The sequence below is a fragment of the Pseudomonas sp. McL0111 genome, assembly GCF_052567255.1.
Genome location: NZ_CP199585.1, coordinates 570,177 through 592,736 on the forward strand (window position 1 = coordinate 570,177; position 22,560 = coordinate 592,736).

General features: G+C 57.7%; 18 protein-coding genes and 1 pseudogene. 14 read left to right on the plus strand and 5 right to left on the minus strand.

The window, feature by feature from the left end:
* Positions 1 to 43: 43 nt before the first annotated feature.
* The gene (locus tag ACTWLJ_RS02755; RefSeq protein ID WP_445179784.1) at positions 44 to 760 is read left to right on the plus strand and encodes an SIMPL domain-containing protein; all 717 of its coding nucleotides are present in this window, start codon (positions 44 to 46) and stop codon (positions 758 to 760) included.
* A 170-nt stretch (positions 761 to 930) separates the two neighbouring features.
* On the opposite strand, the pseudogene ACTWLJ_RS02760 reads toward ACTWLJ_RS02755, so the two are convergent.
* A pseudogene (locus ACTWLJ_RS02760) lies at positions 931 to 1,032 on the minus strand (DUF6124 family protein); the annotation flags it as partial.
* Positions 1,033 to 1,635: 603 nt separating this feature from the next.
* On the opposite strand from ACTWLJ_RS02760, the gene ACTWLJ_RS02765 reads away from it, so the two are divergent.
* From ACTWLJ_RS02765 to ACTWLJ_RS02800, 8 genes are all read left to right on the plus strand, one after another.
* Positions 1,636 to 3,261: an ABC transporter substrate-binding protein gene (locus ACTWLJ_RS02765; protein ID WP_401217495.1), complete on the plus strand. Its 1,626-nt coding sequence runs from the start codon at positions 1,636 to 1,638 to the stop codon at positions 3,259 to 3,261.
* A 301-nt stretch (positions 3,262 to 3,562) separates the two neighbouring features.
* Positions 3,563 to 5,161 (plus strand): ABC transporter substrate-binding protein, encoded by a 1,599-nt coding sequence (locus ACTWLJ_RS02770; protein ID WP_445179785.1) that lies wholly within the window; start codon positions 3,563 to 3,565, stop codon positions 5,159 to 5,161.
* Between the two features lie 175 nt (positions 5,162 to 5,336).
* Positions 5,337 to 6,773, plus strand: a complete 1,437-nt coding sequence (locus ACTWLJ_RS02775) for an OprD family outer membrane porin (RefSeq protein WP_445179786.1) — start codon at positions 5,337 to 5,339, stop codon at positions 6,771 to 6,773.
* Between the two features lie 77 nt (positions 6,774 to 6,850).
* Positions 6,851 to 8,446, plus strand: coding sequence for an ABC transporter substrate-binding protein (locus ACTWLJ_RS02780; protein ID WP_445179787.1), 1,596 nt, complete (start codon positions 6,851 to 6,853; stop codon positions 8,444 to 8,446).
* Between the two features lie 73 nt (positions 8,447 to 8,519).
* Positions 8,520 to 9,530: an ABC transporter permease subunit gene (locus ACTWLJ_RS02785; protein WP_445179788.1), complete on the plus strand. Its 1,011-nt coding sequence runs from the start codon at positions 8,520 to 8,522 to the stop codon at positions 9,528 to 9,530.
* A gap of 11 nt (positions 9,531 to 9,541) precedes the next feature.
* Positions 9,542 to 10,468 (plus strand): ABC transporter permease subunit, encoded by a 927-nt coding sequence (locus ACTWLJ_RS02790; RefSeq protein ID WP_401217482.1) that lies wholly within the window; start codon positions 9,542 to 9,544, stop codon positions 10,466 to 10,468.
* Positions 10,469 to 10,478: 10 nt separating this feature from the next.
* Entirely contained in the window at positions 10,479 to 11,447 is a 969-nt protein-coding gene (locus ACTWLJ_RS02795) for an ABC transporter ATP-binding protein (RefSeq protein ID WP_445179789.1), read from the plus strand.
* Positions 11,447 to 12,427, plus strand: coding sequence for a peptide ABC transporter ATP-binding protein (locus tag ACTWLJ_RS02800; RefSeq protein WP_401217476.1), 981 nt, complete (start codon positions 11,447 to 11,449; stop codon positions 12,425 to 12,427). The genes ACTWLJ_RS02795 and ACTWLJ_RS02800 overlap by 1 nt, the downstream gene beginning before the upstream one ends.
* Positions 12,428 to 12,611: 184 nt before the next feature.
* Here ACTWLJ_RS02800 and ACTWLJ_RS02805 read toward each other — a convergent pair whose 3' ends face one another.
* The 3 genes from ACTWLJ_RS02805 to ACTWLJ_RS02815 all read right to left on the minus strand — a co-directional run bounded on the left by ACTWLJ_RS02805 (position 12,612) and on the right by ACTWLJ_RS02815 (position 16,009).
* On the minus strand, positions 12,612 to 12,869 hold the full coding sequence (locus tag ACTWLJ_RS02805; protein ID WP_445179790.1) for a hypothetical protein: 258 nt from the start codon (positions 12,867 to 12,869) through the stop codon (positions 12,612 to 12,614).
* A 160-nt stretch (positions 12,870 to 13,029) separates the two neighbouring features.
* On the minus strand, positions 13,030 to 14,217 hold the full coding sequence (locus tag ACTWLJ_RS02810; protein ID WP_445179791.1) for an MFS transporter: 1,188 nt from the start codon (positions 14,215 to 14,217) through the stop codon (positions 13,030 to 13,032).
* A gap of 208 nt (positions 14,218 to 14,425) precedes the next feature.
* Entirely contained in the window at positions 14,426 to 16,009 is a 1,584-nt protein-coding gene (locus ACTWLJ_RS02815; RefSeq protein WP_401217459.1) for a peptide chain release factor 3, read from the minus strand.
* A gap of 329 nt (positions 16,010 to 16,338) precedes the next feature.
* Between ACTWLJ_RS02815 and ACTWLJ_RS02820 the strand changes: the two genes are divergently transcribed.
* From ACTWLJ_RS02820 to ACTWLJ_RS02840, 5 genes are all read left to right on the plus strand, one after another.
* Complete coding sequence (locus tag ACTWLJ_RS02820; protein WP_401217456.1) at positions 16,339 to 17,055, plus strand: ABC transporter permease; 717 nt, start codon at positions 16,339 to 16,341, stop codon at positions 17,053 to 17,055.
* A gap of 20 nt (positions 17,056 to 17,075) precedes the next feature.
* Positions 17,076 to 17,969, plus strand: a complete 894-nt coding sequence (locus tag ACTWLJ_RS02825; protein WP_445179792.1) for a glycine betaine ABC transporter substrate-binding protein — start codon at positions 17,076 to 17,078, stop codon at positions 17,967 to 17,969.
* 13 nt (positions 17,970 to 17,982) lie between these two features.
* Entirely contained in the window at positions 17,983 to 18,636 is a 654-nt protein-coding gene (locus ACTWLJ_RS02830) for an ABC transporter permease (protein ID WP_401217451.1), read from the plus strand.
* A complete protein-coding gene (locus ACTWLJ_RS02835; protein ID WP_401217449.1) occupies positions 18,633 to 19,790 on the plus strand; it encodes an osmoprotectant ABC transporter ATP-binding protein OsmV in 1,158 nt (385 codons plus the stop codon). The genes ACTWLJ_RS02830 and ACTWLJ_RS02835 overlap by 4 nt, the downstream gene beginning before the upstream one ends.
* Positions 19,791 to 20,435: 645 nt before the next feature.
* A complete protein-coding gene (locus tag ACTWLJ_RS02840; RefSeq protein ID WP_078731537.1) occupies positions 20,436 to 21,599 on the plus strand; it encodes a type III PLP-dependent enzyme in 1,164 nt (387 codons plus the stop codon).
* A 41-nt stretch (positions 21,600 to 21,640) separates the two neighbouring features.
* Here the strand turns inward: ACTWLJ_RS02840 and ACTWLJ_RS02845 are convergent, their stop codons facing one another.
* Positions 21,641 to 22,510, minus strand: coding sequence for a hypothetical protein (locus ACTWLJ_RS02845; RefSeq protein ID WP_445179793.1), 870 nt, complete (start codon positions 22,508 to 22,510; stop codon positions 21,641 to 21,643).
* Positions 22,511 to 22,560: the final 50 nt, after the last annotated feature.

Sequence of the window (22,560 nt, forward strand, 5' to 3'; positions counted from 1 at the left end):
CAGGCCCCCGAACCATCACCTGCGCCCCCATCAAGGAGCTTTCATGCACACATTTCGCCGCAGCGCCGCCCTTCTCGCCCTGACCGTCGGCACCGTTGCCAGCCTTCCGGCGCTGGCCGCCGATGAGCTGCATTACAACCAGATTTCCCTGCGCGCCGAAGTCAGCCAGGAAGTAGCCCGCGACCTGATGATCGTGACCCTCTACACCGAAGAGCAAAACACCGACCCGGCCAAACTCGCCGCCGACGTCAGCACCACCATGAACAAGGCACTGGCCCAGGCCAAGCAAGTCAAAGACATCACCCTGCGCCAGGGCAGCCGCAACAGCTACCCGATCTACGACACCAAGGGCCAGAAAATCACCGGCTGGCGTGAACGCGCAGAACTGCGTCTGGAAAGCTCCGACTTTGCCGCCCTGTCCAAACTCACCGGCGAACTGCTGGGTGACCTGAAAATGGGCGGCATGGATTTCGCCATCGCCGACCCGACCCGCAAGGCCAGCGAAGACCAACTGCTGAAAGAAGCCGTCAGCGCTTTCAAGGCCCGTGCCCAGCTGGCCACCGATGCACTCGGCGGCAAGGGCTACAAAATCGTCAACCTGAACCTCAACAGCAACGGTTATCCACAACCGTACCTGCGCGCACCGATGATGATGAAAGCGGCGGCCATGGACTCGGCACCAGTCACTCCAGAAGTCGAAGCCGGCACCAGCCAGGTCAACATGACGGCCGATGGCTCGATTGAAGTGCTGATGCAGTGATTTGATTTGGGCTGAATGAAAAACCGGCGATCAGTGAATGATCGCCGGTTTTTTTTGTGCCCGGGATATGTGCTGGCTGATCCGACGCCATCGCTAGCAGGCTAGCTCCCACAAGGGTATGCATTCCAACTGTGGGAGCGAGCTTGCTCGCGATGAACGATGACACGGTCTCAAGCCTGTGGATCAACCCGATCCAGCGCCCGATTCACCGCCAACTCGGCGAGCATGATGATCTGCTGGATCGCCAGCACCGTATTGCGCTCTGGCCCGACCGAGCCGGTCGGCGAAGTGGGTGGCAGCTGATACGGGTACTGAATGACTAATTTTTCCAGGGTTCTCACACCCGATCACTGAATGTTCAGCGACAACCAAAGACTAGAGAGCCCACGTCCGACGGACAACCTGAAAACCTTGTGGGAAGGTTCCGGTTATTTGAAACACTTTTAAACAGTCAAAAACTTACCCTCACCCCAGATATGTATCCAAGGCGCTACCAAAAGAAGCACCCCAGTTGCACCCAGTACTACCCCCCGAAAAAACCACCACCCCAGCCCCCACAAAGCCCCCACCCAAACATCAGAAAATTCCCACAAAACCAACGGTATATATAAGTAACACCAAGCCCCACCCCGGCGCACACAACGTGACCAACGCACCGTTTTGGGGCTTCATTTGCACCGTAAAAAACACTCGCAAACGGTCAAATGCGTCAAAACTTATACCAATGCGACATTAAGGTACGTACGTGCCACCGTTTGACGCTTGCTAACACTCTGGATCTTGCAATGGGTATGGCCCCTGCATAAGTATCCGCAGGCACGACTCACGAGGTCGTACCTCACAACTAAAAAATGACAACAAATCATGAGGCCAACATGCTTAAACACGCGGTCATTCCGTTTTTAGTCGGCGCAGGCTTGTTAGCCTCCGCACCATTCGCAGCCGCTGCGACTAACCTGGTGTTCTGCTCCGAAGGGAGCCCTGCCGGATTCGATCCAGGCCAGTACACCACCGGAACCGACTTCGACGCCTCTGCTGAAACCATGTTCAACCGCCTGACCCAGTTCGAGCGCGGCGGCACCGCCGTTGTTCCTGGCCTGGCGACCAGTTGGGACATTTCAACCGACGGCCTGACTTACACCTTCCACTTGCGTGAAGGCGTCAAGTTCCACACCACCCCGTACTTCAAGCCGACTCGTGAGTTCAACGCCGACGACGTGCTGTTCACCTTCAATCGCATGATTAACAAGGATGACCCGTTCCGTAAGGCGTACCCGACAGAATTCCCGTACTTCACCGACATGGGGATGGATACCAACATCACCAAGATCGATAAAGTCGACGACCACACCGTCAAGTTCACGCTGAAAGAAGTTGATGCCGCGTTCATCCAGAACATGGCCATGAGCTTCGCGTCGGTTCAGTCCGCCGAGTACGCTGCCCAGCTGCTCAAGGAAGGCAAGGCTTCCGACATCAACCAGAAGCCGATCGGCACTGGCCCGTTCGTGTTCAAGAGCTACCAGAAAGACTCCAACATCCGCTACACCGGGAACAAGGACTACTGGAAGCCTGAAGACGTGAAGATCGACAACCTGATCTTCGCTATCACCACCGACCCGTCGGTACGTATTCAGAAGCTGAAAAAGAACGAGTGCCAGGTCACCCTGTTCCCGCGTCCGGCCGACCTGAAGGCGCTGAAGGAAGACAAAAACCTGAAGATGCCTGACCAGGCTGGTTTCAACCTGGGCTACATCGCTTACAACGTGATGGACAAGGTCAAGGGCAGCAACGAAGCCAACCCGCTGGCCGACCTGCGTGTACGTCAGGCGCTGGACATGGCCGTGAACAAACCGCAGATCATCGACTCGGTTTATCAGGGCGCAGGCCAACTGGCTGTCAACGCCATGCCGCCAACCCAGTGGTCTTACGACACCACCATCAAGGACGCCAAGTACGATCCTGAGAAAGCCAAAGCGCTGCTCAAGGAAGCCGGCGTCAAGGAAGGTACCGAGATCGTTCTGTGGGCGATGCCGGTTCAACGTCCGTACAACCCGAACGCCAAGCTGATGGCCGAAATGCTCCAGTCCGACTGGAAGAAGATCGGTCTGAACGTGAAGATCACCAGCTACGAGTGGGGCGAGTACATCAAGCGCTCCAAGGGCGGCGAGAACCAGGCGATGATCATCGGCTGGAGCGGCGACAATGGTGATCCGGATAACTGGCTCAACGTTCTGTTCGGCTGCGACTCGCTGAGCGGCAACAACTTCTCCAAATGGTGTGACAAAAAGTTCGACGGCCTCGTGAAAGAAGCCAAGCGCACCACCGACCAGGCCAAGCGCACCGAACTGTACAAACAGGCGCAACACGTCCTCAAAGATGCAGTCCCAATGACACCTATCGCTCACTCGACGGTGTATCAACCCATGCGCGCCAACGTGCAGGACTTCAAGATCAGCCCTTTCGGCTTGAACTCCTTCTACGGCGTCAGCGTCAGCAATTGAGTTAACGCAACGGCGACGTTTTTGACGTCGCCGTTGCTTTATCTGCCGGGAAGTTAGGAATTAGCCTACATCCAATTCCGCTGTGGATTACCGCAGAGGTATAGGACGTGTCGCCCTTTCCTACGAGGTTTTCAGGCTTTTACGTATTTACTGCCAGGCCCACGGTTCCTACTGTCGGGTTCTGACCAGTTATCGCGTGGGCCACCGGTTTGCCGTACGTATTGGATTGAGCTCGATGCAGCCACAACGTTTCCGGATGAGACGGCGGCGCATCGAACAACACTAAAAAAGAGGGAGCGTTATGCGCCATACCTTGGTTTTTTCCGCATTGCTGGGTGCCGGTCTGTTGGCCGCCACTTCCACCGGTTTCGCCGCCGGCAACAGTCTGGTGTTCTGTTCAGAAGGCAGCCCAGCGGGTTTTGATACCGCGCAATACACCACGGCAACCGACAACGACGCCGCCGAGCCGATCTACAACCGGTTGGCCGAGTTCGAAAAAGGCGCGACCAACGTCGTACCGGGCCTCGCGACCAAGTGGGATATTTCCGAGGATGGTCTCAAGTACACCTTCCACCTACGTGAAGGTGTGAAGTTTCATACAACGCCGTACTTCAAACCCAGCCGCGACTTCAACGCCGATGACGTGCTGTTCACGTTCAATCGCATGCTTGATCCGCAGCAACCATTCCGTAAGGCTTATCCCACCGAGTTCCCGTACTTCAACGGGATGAGCCTGAACAAGAACATCGCCAAGGTCGAGAAGACCGGGCCGTTGACCGTGGTGTTTACGCTAAACAGCGTTGATGCCGCGTTTATCCAGAACATCGCCATGAGCTTCGCCGCGATCCTGTCCGCCGAATACGCCGACAAGCTGCTGGCCGAAGGCAAGCCGAGCGATATCAACCAGAAGCCAATCGGCACTGGTCCGTTCGTGTTCAAGAGCTACCAGAAAGACTCGAACATCCGTTACACCGGCAACGAACAATATTGGGACCCGAGCCGGGTCAAGCTGAAGAATCTGATCTTCGCAATCAACACCGACGCCTCGGTACGTGTGCAGAAGCTCAAGGCCAACGAGTGCCAGATCACCCTGCACCCACGCCCGGCCGATGTCGTGGCGTTGAAAACCGATCCGAAACTGAAGCTGATCGAGAAGCCCGGTTTCAACCTCGGCTACATCGCCTACAACGTGCGCCACAAGCCGTTCGACCAGCTCGAAGTGCGTCAGGCGCTGGACATGGCGGTGAATAAACAAGGGATTCTCAACGCCGTTTATCAAGGTGCAGGTCAATTGGCGGTCAACGCCATGCCGCCGACCCAATGGTCCTACGACGAGACCATCAAGGACGCCGCCTACAACCCGGAAAAAGCCAAAGAGTTGCTCAAGGCTGCCGGCGTAAAGGAAGGCACCGAGATCACTTTGTGGGCGATGCCGGTGCAACGTCCGTACAACCCGAACGCCAAACTGATGGCCGAAATGCTCCAGGCTGACTGGGCGAAAATCGGTCTGAAAGTGAAGATCGTCAGCTACGAATGGGGCGAGTACATCAAGCGCACCAAGAATGGCGAGCACGACATCAGCCTGATCGGCTGGACCGGTGACAATGGTGACCCGGACAACTGGCTCGGCACGCTTTACAGCTGTGATGCCATCGGCGGCAACAACTACTCCATGTGGTGCGACCCGGCTTACGACAAGCTGATCAAACAGGCCAAGATCGTCACCGATCGCGACCAGCGCACCGTGCTTTATAAACAGGCCCAGCAATTGCTTAAACAGCAAGTGCCGATCACGCCTGTCGCCCATTCAACGGTCAACCAGCCGTTGAGCGCCAAAGTCGAGGGATTCAAAGTCAGTCCCTTCGGCCGCAACGTTTTCTCGGGTGTCAGTATCGATTAACCCAACCGATTAGCCGCAATGCTGAGGGGGACCGTCTACCCCCTCACGCAGGCGCTTTGCCGAAATTCGCCTATCAGGCCTTTGGCAAACGTTTGCGATGTGTGAATGAGTTCTAAACCAATAACCGGCCAACCTAAAAAAGCCGGCATAAAAAGAAAGTAAAGGAGCTTCACCCATGAAACTGAGCAACTCCGCGATACTGGCCCTGGCCATAAGCAGCATCACCGCCACGGCTTATGCGGAAAACCAGAGTCAGGCGTTCACTCCGGTGAGCGTCAACGAAAAAAGTGCCCAGGCTGACGCCACCGGCTTCGTCGAAGGTCAATCGATCACCGGCACCACGCGTAACTGGTATGCCAACGAGCAACTGCAACGTGGCGCTAAGTTCGTTTACAAAAAGAATGGTTCGCTGGCCGAAACCGACCGCCGTATCAACTGGGTGCAGGGCACCATCATCAAGTACAACTCGGGCTTTACCGAGGGTACTGTAGGTTTCAGCACTGAAGTGGCGGCCTACAACGCCGTAGCGTTGGAGCGTGACGTCGAAAATCTGGCAGCAGGCAACGGTGGCGCGCCGAAAACCGGTTTGAGCTCCGGCAACAACCGCACCCTGACCCACAAAGGCAGCGGCGACGCTGTAGGTCAGTGGAGCAAACTTGGCCTGGCCAACCTCAAGGCACGTGTTTCCAACACCACTCTGACCGCTGGCCGCATGGGCTTCAGCAGTCCGCAGGTCGATGTGATCGGTAACCGTGCTTTGCCTTCGAGCTTTGAAGGTATTGCACTCCACAGTGAGGAATTGAACAACCTGTCCTTCGATCTGGCCTCTTTCGACCGCGTATCGCCGCGTTCGGAACAAAGCCTGCAAAAATTCCGCGCGGAGTACGCCAACGGCCGCGTCGAGTCTGATCGCGTCAACACTGCCGGTATCACCTACCAGCCGCTCGCCAGCCTGAAAACCAGCCTGTGGGGCACCCAGGTTGAAGACCTGTGGAACCAGTACTACTTCGGCGCCACCCATGAACTCGGTGACAGCAACGTCCTCAGCCTGACCACCGGTCTGAACTACTACAAGACCGTAGACGAAGGCAAAAAATTGCTGGGCGACATCGACAACGACACCTACTCGCTGTCGTTCGGTCTGACCCATCAGGCTCACAACCTGACTTTCTCGTACCAGCAAGTGAACGGTAACGAATACTTCGACTACCTGCACGAGACAAACGGCATTTACCTCGCCAACTCCCTGCTGTCTGACTTCAACGGCCCGAACGAGAAATCCTTCCAGATTTCCTATGGCATCAACATGGCCGAATATGGCGTGCCAGGCTTGAAGTTCAACATCTATCAGGCGCGTGGCTGGGGTATCGACGGTACTCACTACGACGGCAACAAAGGCGTGGCTCTCAAAGGTTACGACGGCATCCAGAATCAAGACGGCGAGCACCACTATGAATACGGCATCGGTGCGACCTATGCCGTGCAGAGCGGTCCTCTAAAAGCCGCCACAATTCGCGGCACCTACACTGCGCACCGCGCGAGCGAGTTCCAGAACGATGGCAGCATCAACGAGTTCCGTCTCGTGACCACCATCCCGTTCAACATCCTGTAAAAACGCCAATCGACGGCTGACTCATGATGAGTCGGCCGTTCGGTTTTTTGTCTTCAACCGATTGCAGAGGGTTATCGATGAAAATGCTTCCCCTACGTGCGGCCATTGCTGCCGCGTTGCTGAGTGTCGCTGTTGGCGTCTCGGCCAAACCCTTGGTGGTCTGCACCGAAGCCAGCCCGGAAGGCTTCGATATGGTCCAGTACACGACTGCAGTCACTGCGGACGCTGTGGCCGAAACCATCTTCAACCGTCTGGCCGACTTCAAGCCTGGTACCACCGACGTGATTCCAGCGCTGGCCGACTCCTGGGACATCAGTGAGGACGGTCTGACTTACACGTTCCACCTGCGTAAAGGCGTCAAGTTTCACACCACCGAATACTTCAAGCCGACCCGCGACATGAATGCCGACGACGTGGTCTGGAGCTTCCAGCGTCAGCTGGACCCGAACCATCCGTGGCACAAGAAGTCGAGCGTGGGCTTCCCGTACTTTGAGAGCATGGGCTTCAAGGAACTGCTCAAGAGCGTAGAGAAAGTCGACGACAACACGGTCAAGTTCACCCTGACCCGCCGCGAAGCGCCGTTCCTCGCCGACATCGCCATGGCGTTCTCCTCGATCTACTCCGCCGAGTACGCCGACCAGTTGCTCAAGGCCGACAAGACTGGCGACCTCAACAGCAAACCGGTCGGCACCGGCCCGTTCATCTTCCAGCGCTACGCCAAGGATGCCCAGGTACGGTTCAAGGCCAACCCGGATTACTTCCGTGGCAAGCCGCCGGCTGATGCGTTGATTCTGGCCATCGCCACTGACAACAACGTGCGCCTGCAAAAGCTCAAGGCCAACGAGTGCCAAATCGCGCTGTATCCGAAGCCGGATGACATTCCGAGCATCAAGAAAGACACCAACCTGAAAGTCGATGAACTGGACGCGATGACCGTCTCGTACATCGCCATGAACACCCAGCACAAGTACATGAGCGACGTGCGGGTACGTAAGGCAATCGACATCGCGTTCGACAAGGAAGCTTACGTCAACGCGCTGTTCGGCAAGGGCAACGCCTCGGTCGCGGTCAACCCGTACCCGCCGACGCTGCTGGGTTACAACCACGACCTGAAGAACCCGCCACGCGACCTCGACAAGGCCCGCGCCTTGCTCAAGGAAGCCGGGGTTCCAGACGGCACCGTGTTTACCCTGTTTACCCGTAACGGCGGTGGTCCGACCAACCCGAACCCGATGCTCGGCGCGCAGATGATGCAGGCTGACCTGGCGAAAGTCGGGATCAAGATCGACATCCGCGTCATGGAATGGGGCGAAATGCTCAAACGCGCCAAGAACGGTGAACACGATATGGTGTCTGCCGGATGGGCGGGCGACAACGGCGACCCGGATAACTTCCTGACGCCTATGCTCAGTTGCGAAGCTGCCAAGAACGGCGAAAACTACGCGCGCTGGTGCAACGAGAAATTCCAGACTCTGCTGGATGAAGCACGGGCTAAAGTAGATCCGGCGGAACGCGCCAAGCTCTATGAAGAGGCCCAGGTTCTGTTTAATCAGGACCAACCGTGGATCAGCATGGCCCACACCCGGATGTTCACTGCAATGCGCAACAACGTAGAGGGTTATCACATCAGCCCTCTCACCACTAATAACTTCGCCACTACCCAGGTGAAGTAGATAAGAAACTCCCGGTTTCCCTGATCCCAGGGAGACCGGGCACGCCTAACCGGCTGATGAGGTACCACACAAGATGTTTAGTTTTATTGCCCGCCGACTGGGGTTGTTGATCCCCACGTTTTTCGGCATCACCTTGCTGACTTTCGCGTTGATTCGCATGATTCCTGGCGACCCTGTGGAAGTCATGATGGGCGAACGTCGGGTCGACCCCGAAATGCACGCTCAGGCAATGGAACGCCTAGGTCTGAACAAACCGCTGTATGCCCAGTATCTGGACTACATCGGCAAACTGGCCCACGGCGATCTCGGCGAATCCCTGCGCACGCGCACCAGCGTATGGACCGAGTTCACCTCCCTCTTCCCCGCGACCCTGGAACTGTCCATGGCCGCGCTGCTGTTCGCCGGTGTCCTTGGCCTGTTGGCCGGGGTGATCGCGGCCCTCAAGCGAGGGTCCCTGTTCGACCATGGGGTGATGGGTATCTCCCTGGCGGGATACTCGATGCCGATCTTCTGGTGGGGCCTGATCCTGATCATGTTCTTCTCGGTGAGCCTGGGCTGGACCCCGGTTTCCGGGCGGATCGACCTGCTTTATGACATCGAGCCGCGCACCGGTTTCATGCTGATCGACACGCTGCTGGCCGATGACGTCGGCGCGTTTTTCGATGCGCTGCATCACCTGATCCTGCCGGCCATCGTGCTCGGTACGATCCCGCTGGCGGTGATCGCGCGGATGACCCGTTCGTCGATGCTCGAAGTCTTGCGTGAAGACTACATCCGCACCGCCCGGGCCAAAGGCCTGTCGCCATCGCGTGTGGTATTCGTGCACGGTCTGCGTAATGCGCTGATTCCGGTACTGACAGTGGTCGGCCTGCAAGTCGGCACCCTGCTGGCCGGTGCGGTTCTGACCGAAACCATCTTCTCCTGGCCCGGCATCGGCAAATGGCTGATCGAAGCCATCGGCGCCCGGGACTATCCAGTCGTACAAAACGGCATCCTGTTAATCGCTTGCCTGGTGATTCTGGTCAACTTCGTAGTGGACATCCTCTACGGCTTTGCCAACCCACGCATCCGTCATCAGCGCTGAGGTCAATATCCATGAGCACTCCAACTTCCTCAGTAGCCACTTCCGCGTCCGCCGTGGATCAAAGCCTGCTGTACCCGTCGCCGTACAAAGAGTTCTGGCAAGCCTTCTCGAAGAACAAAGGTGCCGTTGCCGGCCTGCTGTTCATGTTGCTGGTGGTTTTCTGCGCGCTGTTCGCGCCGTGGGTCGCCCCGCACAACCCGAGCGAGCAATACCGTGATTTCCTGCTGACGCCTCCGGCGTGGCTTGAAGGCGGGCAGATGCAATTCCTGCTCGGCACCGATGAACTGGGTCGTGACCTGCTGTCGCGTCTGATCCAGGGTTCGCGCCTGTCGCTGCTGATCGGCTTGTCGTCGGTGGTGATGTCGCTGATCCCGGGGATTCTGCTGGGCCTGTTCGCCGGCTTCTTCCCGAAAGCGCTTGGCCCGACCATCATGCGTCTGATGGACATCATGCTGGCCCTGCCGTCGCTGCTGCTGGCTGTGGCGATTGTCGCCATCCTCGGCCCTGGCCTGATCAACACCGTGATCGCGATTGCCGTGGTGTCCCTGCCGTCCTATGTCCGTCTGACCCGCGCTGCGGTGATGGGCGAACTGAACCGCGACTACGTGACCGCCGCCCGTCTCGCCGGTGCCGGTCTGCCCCGTCTGATGTTCATCACCGTGCTGCCGAACTGCATGGCGCCGCTGATTGTTCAGGCAACGCTCAGCTTCTCCTCGGCGATTCTCGATGCTGCTGCTCTGGGCTTCCTCGGCCTTGGCGTACAACCGCCAACCCCTGAGTGGGGCACCATGCTGGCCTCGGCCCGCGACTACATCGAACGCGCCTGGTGGGTAGTCAGTCTGCCTGGTTTGACCATTTTGCTCAGCGTGCTGGCAATCAACTTGATGGGCGACGGTCTGCGCGATGCGCTGGACCCGAAACTCAAGAACGCCGCCTGAGGAGATTCCCATGTCACTGCTAGAAATCAAGAATCTCAACGTTCGCTTCGGCGACAAGAACGCCGTGCCGGTGGTCGATGGCCTCGACCTCAAAGTGGACAAGGGCGAAGTACTGGCCATCGTTGGCGAATCCGGGTCCGGCAAGTCCGTGACCATGATGGCGCTGATGGGCCTGATCGAGCACCCGGGGATCGTCACCGCTGACTCCCTGAGTTTCGACGGCAAGAACATGCTCAAGCTGAGCAACCGCCAGCGTCGGCAGATCGTCGGCAAAGACCTGGCGATGGTATTTCAGGACCCGATGACCGCACTGAATCCGAGCTACACCGTCGGTTTCCAGATCGAAGAAGTGCTGCGCCTGCACCTGAAAATGTCCAGCAAGCAAGCTCGCAAACGTGCCATCGAACTGCTGGAAAAAGTCGAAATCCCGGGCGCCGCCAGCCGTATGGATGCTTACCCGCATCAACTGTCCGGCGGTATGAGCCAGCGTGTGGCAATTGCCATGGCGATTGCCGGCGAGCCGAAACTGCTGATCGCCGACGAACCGACCACGGCACTCGACGTGACGATTCAGGCACAGATCATGGATCTGCTGCTGGCGTTGCAGAAAGAACAGAACATGGGTCTGGTACTGATCACTCACGACCTCGCGGTCGTGGCTGAAACTGCCCAGCGCGTGTGCGTGATGTATGCGGGCCAAGCCGTTGAAGTCGGTCAGGTGCCGCAACTGTTCGACATCCCGGCACACCCGTACAGCGAAGCGCTGCTCAAGGCGATTCCGGAACACAGCCTCGGTGCCGAACGTCTGGCGACTTTGCCCGGCATCGTCCCCGGCCGTTACGACCGTCCGCAGGGTTGCCTGCTGTCGCCGCGCTGCCCGTACGTGCAGGACAACTGCCGTACCCAGCGCCCGGCGCTTGACCCGAAAAGCAACAGCCTCGCCCGCTGCTTCTACCCGCTGAATCAGGAGGTGGCGTAATGGCCGTCGTACTTACCGCCCGCGACCTGACCCGTCACTACGAAGTCTCCCGTGGCCTGTTCAAGGGCCACGCGACCGTACGCGCCCTCAACGGTGTGTCGTTCGAACTGGAAGCCGGCAAGACCCTCGCCGTTGTTGGTGAATCGGGCTGCGGCAAATCCACCCTCGCCCGCGCCCTGACCCTGATCGAAGACCCGTCTTCGGGCTCGCTGAAAATCGCCGGTCAGGAAGTTACCGGCGCCGACAAGGCTCAGCGCAAGCAACTGCGCAAAGACGTGCAGATGGTGTTCCAGAGCCCGTACGCCTCGTTGAACCCACGGCAGAAAATCGGCGATCAACTGGCCGAGCCGCTGCTGATCAACACCAACCTGAGTGCCGCCGAACGTCGCGAAAAAGTTCAGGCGATGATGAAGCAGGTCGGCTTGCGTCCCGAGCACTACCAGCGTTATCCACACATGTTCTCCGGCGGTCAGCGCCAGAGGATCGCCCTGGCCCGGGCGATGATGCTGCAACCGAAAGTACTGGTGGCGGATGAACCGACCTCGGCTCTGGACGTGTCGATTCAGGCACAGGTGCTGAACCTGTTCATGGATCTGCAGCAGGAATTCAATACTGCCTACGTGTTCATCTCGCACAACCTCGCGGTAGTGCGTCACGTTGCCGACCATGTGATGGTGATGTACCTCGGTCGTCCAGTGGAAATGGGCCCGAAAGAGGACATCTACACCCGTCCTCTGCACCCGTACACCCAGGCACTGCTGTCGGCGACACCGACCATTCACCCGGACCCGGACAAGCCGAAAATCAAGATTGTCGGCGAACTGCCCAACCCGCTGAACCCGCCGTCAGGCTGCGCTTTCCACAAGCGCTGCCCGTACGCGACCGAGCGTTGCAGCACTGAAGAGCCGGCCCTGCGCCATCTCGACAGCCGGCAGGTGGCATGCCACTACGCCGAGCAATTCCTCGACGGCGCGGCATAAAGAACTGTAGGAGTGAGCCTGCTCGCGATGGCGGTGTACCAGTCAACATCTTCATTGACTGATACACCGCCATCGCGAGCAGGCTCACTCCTACAAGTAATTTGAGTTGCTCCAGTGTTACCAAACCCCTTCTGCCCCGATTGCGCATCAGTCGAGGAAGAAGGGGTTTTCTTTTGTCTGCGATTTACGACTGGCTGTCGCCGTCATCATCGTCATCGGTGTCTGGTTCGTCAGTGGTCGAATCGTCATCGTCCTTGCTGCCGCCCTGATCCTGATCGCCAGGTTCGGACTCGGACTTGGCCAGCATGATCACACCTGCGTGCCCGTGAGCTGCATTGAATCCCTGTGGTGGCGAGGCAGTACTCGCCCAGGCCGCCGTGGTGCCAAGCGTCAACATCACCAAAACCTTAAGCAACAGCACAATGCGTTGAAAAATGTTCATAGCTGATTCCATCCTTTCTGGGTTGAAGCCTGGGTGCCGATCTGGCGCTGAGTGAAATCTAGTTCCGATCAGCCGGGTTCACCAGATAGGACGCTAATCAACCCTCGGAAATGCCCCGCCACGGCAGATCGCTTTCGAATAACACCTATAACCAGAACAGCTAAGCACTGCGCGTCGCCCGGTACATCAACGGTATCGCCAGCAACGCCAGCGCGGCACTGACCAGCCACACACTGTGCCCGCCGAAGTGGCCGTAGAGCTGACCGCCAAGCACTGGCGACAGCAACGCACTGGCGCTCCAGCTCATGAAAAACAGGCCGAAATACTGGCCACTCTTGCCTGCCTGCGCGTGCTGCATGACCAGCACATTCATCGGCGGCATGAAAAAAGCTTCACCCAGGGTCCAGATCACCGTCGACAGGCAGGCATAAAACAGCCCGGAACCAAACGGCAACATCCCCAGACCGCAAGCCAGCAATACGCTGCCCGCGATCAATTGCCGACGCAGGCCCCAGCGCTCGCCCCAATGCGACAGCGGAATTTGCAGCAACACCACCAACAGCGCATTGAGCCCGAATTGCCAGCCGATGGCCTCGGTACTCAAGTGGTAATACTCACGCAGATAGTTGCCGAGGGTGCTGTAGACCGTGTCGAAAGCGATGCCGAGCAGCACCGCCGCTGCCAGCAACCAGAGGAATGGTTTGTCGCGATAAGGTACGCCGGGGCCAGCCGCGTTCTCGGGCACCGGGTCGGCAATCAGCACCGGGCGATGCCAGGTCGAACGGACAAACCAGAGCAACGCCAGCGCTGTCATTGCCGCGCTGACAAAAAACACCCAGCGAAAACCCGTCTGCGCCAGCACGCCACCGGCCACCCCGGCGACCGCCATGCCGAGGTTGCGCGCAACCCGACTCAGCGATTGCGCACGGGCGCGCTGTGCAGGCTGACAATATTCCATGATCAACCGCTGATGCAGTGTGCGAATGGCGCCATCGAGCGTGCCGCTGAACAACAGCAACCCGGCCAGCAACGGCACTTGTGTGACCAGCCCCAGCGCAATCAGGGTCCACACCGAAAGAAAAAACAGCGCCGCGGTGAGCCGTGCCGTGGGCACATGATCACTGAGCAGCCCACCGGCCATCGAGCCGATCAACAGCCCCGCGCCATAAGCGGAGAGCAACCAGCCCACCGTCTCAATCGCCAGCCCCAGCTCCTGGCGCAGATACAGCGCCATGAACAGCTTGACCATGCTGCTCAGGCGATTGATGAACAGCAGCGCGGCGAGCACCCAGGCCATTGGGCTGAAGTAGCCGTCATATCGCAGCAGGTGAGTCAGTCGACTCAGCATTCCCTTTGATCCTTTTCCCTGTGGACAATCGCTGTGGATGAAATCCGCCCTCCGAACACTAACCGTCGACGCCGAGGTTGTCGTTAGCAAAAACTCCAAGTGCAGAAGATCAAAAGATCGCAGCCTTCGGCAGCTCCTACGGGATCGCGTGCAATAAAAAGCCCCCGAGGCTTTCGCATCGAGGGCTTTTGGCGGAACCGTTCAGCGCTTAGTGATGCTCACGCGTCGCACGGAATTTCACGTCCGGCCAGCGCTCTTCCATCAGTGCCAGGTTGACCCGCGTCGGGGCGAGGTAGGTCAGGTGACCGCCGCCGTCGATCGCGAGGTTTTCCACAGCCTTGTTGGAAAATTCTTCGAGTTTCTTCTTGTCACCGCATTCGATCCAGCGCGCGGAATAAACGGTGATCGGCTCGTAGGAGCACTCGACCTTGTATTCCTCTTTCAAGCGGCTGGCGACCACATCGAACTGCAGCACACCAACGGCGCCGAGGATGATGTCGTTGCTGCGCTCCGGGAAGAACACCTGCGTCGCGCCTTCTTCGGCCAACTGTTGCAGGCCCTGACGCAGTTGCTTGGATTTCAGCGGATCGCGCAGACGTACGCGGCGGAACAGTTCCGGGGCGAAGTGCGGGATACCGGTGAAACCCAGGGCTTCGCCTTCGGTGAAGGTGTCGCCAATCTGGATCGTGCCGTGGTTGTGCAGACCGATGATGTCGCCGGCAAACGCTTCTTCAAGCTGCTCACGCTCGGAGGAGAAGAACGTCAGGGCGTCGCCGATGCGCACATCCTTGCCGGTGCGCACATGGCGCATCTTCATGCCTTTCTCGTACTTGCCGGAGCAGATACGCATGAAGGCGATGCGGTCGCGGTGTTTCGGGTCCATGTTCGCCTGGATCTTGAAGATGAAGCCCGAGAACTTCTCTTCAATCGGCTCGACGGTGCGCTCGTTGGCCACACGGGCCAGCGGACGCGGTGCCCAGTCCACCACGGCATCAAGCACGTGATCGACACCGAAGTTGCCCAGTGCGGTACCGAAGAACACCGGGGTCAGTTGGCCGTCGAGGAACTCCTGCTGGTTGAACTCGTGGCAGGCGCCCTGCACCAGTTCCAGCTGATCGACGAAGCGATCGTACTCATCACCGAGGTGGGCGCGGGCTTCGTCGGAATCGAGCTTCTCGATGATCTTGGTTTCGGTGCGTTCGTGACCGTGACCGGCGGTGTAGACAATGATGTAGTCGTCGGCGAGGTGATACACGCCTTTGAAGTCGCGGTAGCAACCGATCGGCCAGGTGATCGGCGCAGCCTTGATCTTCAGAACGGCTTCGATTTCGTCGAGCAGCTCGATCGGGTCGCGAATGTCACGGTCGAGTTTGTTGATGAAGCTGACAATCGGCGTGTCACGCAGACGGCAGACGTCCATCAGCGCAATGGTACGTGGCTCTACACCCTTACCGCCGTCGAGAACCATCAATGCCGAGTCGACCGCCGTCAGGGTGCGGTAGGTATCTTCGGAGAAGTCTTCGTGGCCCGGGGTGTCGAGCAGGTTGATCATGTGGTCGCGATACGGGAACTGCATGACCGACGTGGTAATGGAAATACCACGCTGTTTCTCCATCTCCATCCAGTCGGATGTCGCATGGCGATCGGACTTACGCGATTTCACCGTGCCGGCCACTGCAATCGCCTTGCCCATCAACAGGAGCTTTTCGGTGATGGTGGTTTTACCGGCATCGGGGTGGGAAATAATGGCGAAAGTGCGGCGTTTCGCGACTTCGGCGGCCTGTCTGGTCATGGGAAATCGCCTGGCGGTGATTCAAAAAAGGGCCGCGATTATAGCCCAACTCAGTGCAATAACCGAACCGTTGAGCACATTAAGGGTGGCCAAATGCTGCCTCAGATGGGAACCTTTTAAAGCACGGAGACGTCCATCCCCTGTTACGACATTTCGTCAGGGGCTGAAAAATCAGCAAGTTAGCCTGACGAGGCTGCGCTCATGGCTCGCTTTCAGACCGCTTTTGCCGGACTGAAAAGCAGCTGCTTCTCGCGAACGACTTTCCCGGCAGCCAGGCATGGCATGCCACACGGGACGGCGTTCGCCGACTATAAAAAAGGAGTCCGCCTGTGGCTATCCGCTATGGCAAAGGGCTGATTGGAGGTGCGGTGGTGATCGCGCTCCTGGCCCTGCTGGTCCACTGGATCGGCATCAACACGATCGAACACTACCGCGACGATTTGTTGTTTTACCTGCAAGCTCATCTGATTCTCGTCCTTGCTTCAATGCTCGCTGCCCTTGTCGTGGGCATCCCCGCCGGCATCTTCCTCAGCCGCCCGACCATGGTCGGCCGCGCCGAACGCTTCATGCAGATCTTCAACATCGGCAACACTGTGCCGCCCCTCGCCGTACTGGCCATCGCCCTCGGTATCCTCGGGATCGGCAGTGGCCCTGCGATCTTCGCGTTGTTCCTCGCCTCCCTGCTGCCGATTGTGCGCAACACCTACGAAGGTCTGAAAAACGTTCAAGGCTCGCTGAAAGAAGCAGCGGTCGGGATCGGCATGACGCCGCGTCAGGTGCTGTGGAAAGTCGAATTGCCCAACGCAGTGCCGATCATTGTCGGTGGCGTGCGTGTGGCACTGGCGATCAACGTCGGGACAGCGCCGCTGGCGTTCCTGATCGGCGCCAACAGCCTTGGCAGCCTGATATTCCCCGGGATTGCCCTGAACAATCAGCCGCAACTGCTGCTCGGCGCCGCGTGCACCGCGCTGCTGGCCTTGTTGCTCGACGCACTGGTGACACTCGCCAGCCGTCTCTGGCTCGAACGCGGCTTGCGCCCGTCTTAAGCCTCGGCAAAGGAATTTTCATGAAACGACTTAGCTTGATCTTAGGCTGCGTCCTGCTGTTCGCAGGAATCGCACAAGCCGCTGAAAAACCGCTTATCCGCATCGGCGCCCGGGTGTTCACCGAACAGACCCTGCTCGCGGAAATCACTTCGCAATACCTGCGCAGCAAAGGCTACGACGCACAGGTTACCGGTGGTCTGGGCAGCAATCTGGCCCGCAGCGCCCACGAAAGCGGACAACTCGACATGCTCTGGGAATACACCGGCGTATCGCTGGTGGCCTACAACCATGTCACTGAAAAACTCGACAGCGAACAGTCCTACGCCCGAGTAAAAGAACTCGACGCGAAAAAAGGCCTGATCTGGCTGACCCCGTCGAAATTCAGCAACACCTACGCCCTCGCCCTGCCGAAAAACGTCGCCGAGGAATACCCGCAGATCAACAGCATCAGCGATCTGAACAAGGTGCTGCGCGACGAAGCCAAGACGAATCACTTGGTGGCGCTGGACACCGAGTTCGCCAATCGCTCCGACGGCCTGCTCGGCATGGTCAAGTTGTATGACATGAACCTGGGCCGCGAAAACATCCGGCAGATGGACGCGGGGCTGGTTTACACCGCGCTGCGTAATGGTCAGGTGTTTGCCGGTCTGGTCTACACCACCGATGGTCGCTTGAACGCTTTCGGCCTGAAGCTGCTGGAAGACGACAAGCACTACTTCCCCGACTACACCGCCGCACCCGTGGTGCGTCAGGCCTACCTCGACGCTCACCCGAAACTGGCTGAGCAACTCAAGCCACTGGCCGAATTGTTCGACGACGAAACCATGCGCCAACTGAACGCGCGGGTCGATGTCGATCATGAAAGTCCATCGTCGGTTGCCGCTGATTTCCTGCGTCAGCATCCGCTGAATTAAGAGAGGAGAAGTCATGGAATTCTTGAACGCCTTTTCCCATCTCGACTGGCAGCAGGTGATGCACCTGACCTGGCAGCACATCACGCTGGTCGGCATCGCCGTCAGTCTGGCGATTCTCTTCGGTGTGCCGCTGGGCATTCTGATGACGCGCTTCCCGAGCCTTGCCGGCCCGTTGCAGGCCAGCGCCACAGTGCTGCTGACCGTGCCGTCGATTGCGCTGTTCGGCCTGCTGCTGCCGTTCTACTCGAAATTCGGCCAGGGCCTAGGCCCGATGCCGGCGATCACGGCGGTGTTTCTCTATTCGCTGCTGCCGATCATGCGCAACACCTACCTCGCCCTCACCGGCGTCGAACCGGGTATCCGTGAAGCCGCACGCGGTATCGGCATGACCTTCGGCCAGCGCCTGCGCATGGTCGAGTTGCCGATTGCGGTACCGGTGATCCTCGCAGGCGTGCGCACCGCCGTGGTGATGAACATCGGCGTAATGACCATCGCCGCAACCATCGGCGCCGGTGGCCTTGGTGTGTTGATCCTCGCTTCCATCAGCCGCAGTGACATGTCGATGCTCATCGTCGGCGCGCTGCTGGTCAGTCTTCTGGCGATTTTCGCCGACTTGTTTTTGCAGTGGCTGCAACGCTCGTTGACTCCAAAAGGACTCCTGAAATGATCGAACTTCAAAACCTCAGCAAGACCTTCCAAAGCAACGGCAAAGATGTCAAAGCCGTGGACTCGGTAAGCCTGACCGTCAATGAAGGCGAAATCTGCGTGTTCCTCGGGCCATCGGGCTGCGGCAAAAGCACCACGCTGAAGATGATCAACCGCTTGATCAAACCGACCTCAGGCAAGATCCTGATCAACGGCGAAGACACCACCGATCTCGACGAAGTGACCCTTCGCCGCAACATCGGCTATGTGATTCAGCAGATCGGCCTGTTCCCGAACATGACCATCGAAGAGAACATCGTCGTCGTGCCGAAACTGCTCGGCTGGGACAAACAGAAATGCCATGACCGCGCTCGCGAACTGATGAGCATGATCAAACTTGAGCCCAAGCAGTATCTGCATCGTTATCCGCGAGAACTGTCTGGTGGCCAGCAACAGCGTATCGGCGTAATCCGCGCATTGGCCGCAGATGCGCCGCTGCTATTAATGGATGAGCCGTTCGGCGCGGTCGACCCGATCAACCGCGAGATGATTCAGAACGAGTTCTTCGAGATGCAACGGGCGCTGAACAAGACTGTGATCATGGTCAGCCACGACATCGACGAGGCAATCAAACTGGGCGACAAGATCGCGATCTTCCGCGCCGGCAAGCTGTTGCAGATCGACCACCCGGATACGTTGCTGGCGCATCCGGCGGACGACTTTGTCAGCAACTTCGTCGGCCAGGACAGCACGCTCAAACGCCTGCTGTTGGTGAAGGCTGAAGATGCAGCGGACAACGCGCCATCGGTCAGCCCGGAAACCCCGGTAGCCGATGCGCTGGAGTTGATGGATGAGCATGACCGTCGCTATGTGGTGGTCACTGATGGTGAGAACAAAGCGCTGGGCTATGTCCGACGTCGCGACCTGCATCGTCAGACCGGTACCTGCGCGCAGTATCTGCGTGAGTTCAACGCTACGGCTGCATATGACGAGCATCTGCGCATCCTGCTGTCGCGCATGTATGAGTTCAATCGGGCGTGGCTGCCGGTGATGGATGCCGAGCGGGTGTTCCTCGGTGAGGTGACACAGGAGTCGATTGCGGCTTACTTGAGTTCGGGTCGTTCGCGCGGGATGAAGACCAACATCGTCTCCCCGGCTGAGGCCGTGGTCGCCTGATTACCCGATAAAAACACAAAACCCTGTGGGAGCTAGCCTGCTAGCGATTGGGCAATGTCAGTCAATACTGTTTTGATGATGAAATTGTCATCGCCAGCAGGCTGGCTCCCACAGGTTCCGTGGAGATTTAAAGTCATTGGCAAGGCGGCAAAGAATCTCAACACGTGCCGATCACACGACACTTGAAGAACCCCCTTCCAAACAAGCAAAACCCCTCTCTGACTCCCTTCTCGCAGCCATCGTCGCCGATGTTGCAGTTATCGCACTTACCTACAATAAAGCGCACAACTGCGTCGAACGTGCAGGTATTTTTAACACTTCGAAATTCTTCGGGAACATCTGTCCGTCATCTCGGTCGGCTACAAAGAGTGATGCAAGTGACGCACGTCAGAGATGTGCAAAAACGCGACATTTTTAGTTGATCTCAGGCCACTCACGCCCTAAAGTTCGCGCCGAACGTCCATGCTGGAAACGATCCATCCGGCTCAAGTACTGACGACGAGACAGCAAGGCCAAGGGCAAGCTCCCATGGCCTTTTTGCTTTCGGCGACATGCCTTGGGAAGTAGGCGAACCAAAGTGGGGATACGGAGGACGTTCATTTGCACCCATTGTTTTTACCCGTTTGCCCATAGGAGCACTCCAGCATGTCGATCAATGTCGAAGACTATTTCGCGCGCGCCACTTTTGACAAAATGAAGGCGTTCGCCGACAAACAGGAAACCCCGTTCGTGGTGATCGACACCGCGATGATCAGCCAGGCCTACGATGACCTGCGTGCCGGTTTCGAATTCGCCAAGGTTTACTACGCAGTCAAGGCCAACCCGGCTGTCGAGATCATCGACCTGCTCAAGGATAAGGGGTCGAGCTTCGACATCGCCTCTATCTATGAGCTGGACAAGGTGATGGATCGCGGCGTCAGCGCCGATCGCATCAGCTACGGCAACACCATCAAGAAATCCAAGGACATCCGCTACTTCTACGAGAAGGGCGTGCGTCTGTTCTCCACCGACTCCGAAGCCGACCTGCGCAACATCGCCAAGGCTGCGCCGGGCTCGAAAATCTACGTGCGTATCCTCACCGAAGGCTCGACCACCGCGGACTGGCCACTGTCGCGCAAATTCGGCTGCCAGACCGACATGGCCATGGATCTGCTGATCCTCGCTCGTGACCTGGGTCTGGTGCCGTACGGCATCTCGTTCCACGTTGGCTCGCAGCAGCGCGACATCAGCGTCTGGGACGCGGCCATCGCCAAGGTCAAAGTGATCTTCGAGCGTTTGAAAGAAGAAGACGGCATCCACCTGAAGCTGATTAACATGGGCGGTGGCTTCCCGGCCAACTACATCACCCGTACCAACAGCCTGGAAACCTACGCCGAAGAAATCATCCGCTTCCTCAAGGAAGACTTCGGTGATGACCTGCCGGAAATCATTCTGGAACCGGGCCGTTCGCTGATCGCCAACGCCGGCATTCTGGTCAGCGAAGTGGTGCTGGTTGCACGTAAATCGCGCACCGCCGTCGAGCGTTGGGTTTACACCGATGTGGGCAAGTTCTCCGGCCTGATCGAAACCATGGACGAAGCGATCAAGTTCCCGATCTGGACCGAGAAGAAAGGCGAGATGGAAGAAGTGGTAATCGCCGGCCCGACCTGCGACAGCGCCGACATCATGTACGAGAACTACAAGTACGGTCTGCCACTGAACCTGGCCATCGGTGATCGTCTGTACTGGCTGTCGACCGGTGCGTACACCACCAGTTACAGCGCCGTTGAATTCAATGGCTTCCCGCCGCTGAAATCGTTTTACGTCTAAGCAGCTTCACAAGTAAAAAGGTCCCTTGAACGGGACCTTTTTTATTTTCTTAGCCAGGCCTCAAAGTGATTCAACATCTGTAGAAGCTGCTTGGCATCCGCCTGTGCAGATTCAATCTTGAAGTTCAGCATTCCCATGGTGGCCATATTTGCCGTTTGCGTGAGATCGGTGTTCAACGTTGATATACGCAGCGAAATCTCCCTGACGAATACCCCCATTTGAGTATTCAGCAGTACAAAATCAGTAAAGAGCTTCGCAATATCGGCCTGGTACTCTTTGACCCTGATCGAAGGGTCTGAAGAAGAGTAGGCAAGGTCCCAAATAGGCACCGTGATGGTTTTCCTGAACAACTCTTGCGCAACAGTCGGTTGCGTGTGACACGCACACGACTGCCAACCCATTATTTTGATGAAAGCTGCGTTCAATCCGAATGAGGCTTCACCCAACGTGTCAATTATTCCGCCGAGCGACGTAATCACGCCGTTTAGACTCCAAAAACGATTACCTAACTCGTGCACCAATGATCTGGCGCTCGTGGGGGGAAACGGCCCCCAATTCATCGAGTGATAGAGGCGGTAACTTCTCACATCTATTTTATTGACGGGCTCGCTTCTGGATGTCCTCTGCGTTATCTCCAAAGATTCTCGACCGAATATCTCTAACTCATTAACGTGTCGATTGACCAACTCCCTTATCTGCTCAACTCGCGCCCAGTGCCCTTGTAGATATTGTTCATAAAAACCGACACGATTCAGTCGGGTGTCCCAAGACAGCTCTGCACGCCGATGCCCCATTTGTCCACGAGCATCAAATATCAGCGAAGTACTGTTGTAGATGGGAACCAATGTATAGAGCCAACGACTATATCGATCCAGTACGCGTCGTTGTTGCGTAGAAAATTCATAGTTCATTAATTCATACTCTCCATGCAGGAGGCGGGGAATATCCCGCCTCCTCATCT

Coding starts and splice junctions, on each gene's coding strand:
- ACTWLJ_RS02795 (WP_445179789.1), top strand. CDS start 10,479: ATGTCACTGCTAGAAATCAAGAATCTCAACGTTCGCTTCGGCGACAAG.
- ACTWLJ_RS02770 (WP_445179785.1), top strand. CDS start 3,563: ATGCGCCATACCTTGGTTTTTTCCGCATTGCTGGGTGCCGGTCTGTTG.
- ACTWLJ_RS02775 (WP_445179786.1), top strand. CDS start 5,337: ATGAAACTGAGCAACTCCGCGATACTGGCCCTGGCCATAAGCAGCATC.
- ACTWLJ_RS02790 (WP_401217482.1), top strand. CDS start 9,542: ATGAGCACTCCAACTTCCTCAGTAGCCACTTCCGCGTCCGCCGTGGAT.
- ACTWLJ_RS02835 (WP_401217449.1), top strand. CDS start 18,633: ATGATCGAACTTCAAAACCTCAGCAAGACCTTCCAAAGCAACGGCAAA.
- ACTWLJ_RS02765 (WP_401217495.1), top strand. CDS start 1,636: ATGCTTAAACACGCGGTCATTCCGTTTTTAGTCGGCGCAGGCTTGTTA.
- ACTWLJ_RS02825 (WP_445179792.1), top strand. CDS start 17,076: ATGAAACGACTTAGCTTGATCTTAGGCTGCGTCCTGCTGTTCGCAGGA.
- ACTWLJ_RS02780 (WP_445179787.1), top strand. CDS start 6,851: ATGAAAATGCTTCCCCTACGTGCGGCCATTGCTGCCGCGTTGCTGAGT.
- ACTWLJ_RS02805 (WP_445179790.1), bottom strand. CDS start 12,869: ATGAACATTTTTCAACGCATTGTGCTGTTGCTTAAGGTTTTGGTGATG.
- ACTWLJ_RS02785 (WP_445179788.1), top strand. CDS start 8,520: ATGTTTAGTTTTATTGCCCGCCGACTGGGGTTGTTGATCCCCACGTTT.
- ACTWLJ_RS02810 (WP_445179791.1), bottom strand. CDS start 14,217: ATGCTGAGTCGACTGACTCACCTGCTGCGATATGACGGCTACTTCAGC.
- ACTWLJ_RS02755 (WP_445179784.1), top strand. CDS start 44: ATGCACACATTTCGCCGCAGCGCCGCCCTTCTCGCCCTGACCGTCGGC.
- ACTWLJ_RS02845 (WP_445179793.1), bottom strand. CDS start 22,510: ATGAACTATGAATTTTCTACGCAACAACGACGCGTACTGGATCGATAT.
- ACTWLJ_RS02815 (WP_401217459.1), bottom strand. CDS start 16,009: ATGACCAGACAGGCCGCCGAAGTCGCGAAACGCCGCACTTTCGCCATT.
- ACTWLJ_RS02830 (WP_401217451.1), top strand. CDS start 17,983: ATGGAATTCTTGAACGCCTTTTCCCATCTCGACTGGCAGCAGGTGATG.
- ACTWLJ_RS02800 (WP_401217476.1), top strand. CDS start 11,447: ATGGCCGTCGTACTTACCGCCCGCGACCTGACCCGTCACTACGAAGTC.
- ACTWLJ_RS02840 (WP_078731537.1), top strand. CDS start 20,436: ATGTCGATCAATGTCGAAGACTATTTCGCGCGCGCCACTTTTGACAAA.